We start from the raw sequence: 748 nt of genomic DNA, 5'->3' as shown, positions 1-748 counted from the left end.
TTTAGCTATTGTATCACAATACCTATAAATATACTGAAACCTCCCTACCCCATAATCTTTATATTCATATTCTTTATATGCTTTATCATAGACTTTAGGAATCTTTTGTGGGATAATGAGTATGAGAGCAATAGAGTGTATTCCTATGGTTATATCTATCTCTTTAAACTCATAGTCTTTAGGATAAGAAGACTTTAATGCTATCTCCAAGTCTTTATCTTGTAGTTCTTTAGCATCTTTATGTATATCGAGTTCTAGTAGTCTCAAAGGTGTATTACTATTTTGTAAGGTATCATCATCACTACTAGATTCTATAATCCTATCATTAAGCCTCAATCTACATATAGGGATATTATCTATTTGTTCTCTATGTTCTTTATAATATAATCTTATACTTGGTTTATGAAGTTTTATTTGTGAGAGTAAAGCTTCTTTACTTATCTCTTTAGTATTACTAGGATTAGGAGCATTTATCTTAAAGGTATTATTCTTAGGCTTACAAGTGATAGGGAATCCTTTATCACTCAATACCCCACTAACACATAAATCTTGCATTATAGGATAATCATCATTATATCTTTTTAATGCTCTAGCACTAGGGAGGATTACAGAAATAAGAGAACAAGGAGTAGGAACACCTGCGATATTATTACTGCAACCTACAATACTAGAGTTAATTAAATCAGATTCTAACATCATAGGGATACCTTTAGATTTAAAGCTTTTGCCTTTATTGCTCTTTAATTGC

At 30.3% G+C, this 748-nt stretch carries 1 pseudogene; it reads right to left on the bottom strand.

What is annotated here, in order from left to right:
* A pseudogene (locus tag CQA53_RS12885) lies at positions 1-699 on the bottom strand (hypothetical protein); the annotation flags it as partial.
* Between the last annotated feature and the right edge of the window lie 49 nt (positions 700-748).

It is taken from the genome of Helicobacter didelphidarum (genome assembly GCF_003364195.1).
GTDB classification, from domain to species: Bacteria; Campylobacterota; Campylobacteria; order Campylobacterales; family Helicobacteraceae; genus Helicobacter_A; species Helicobacter_A didelphidarum.
This window is presented reverse-complemented; position numbering and strand designations above follow the sequence as displayed.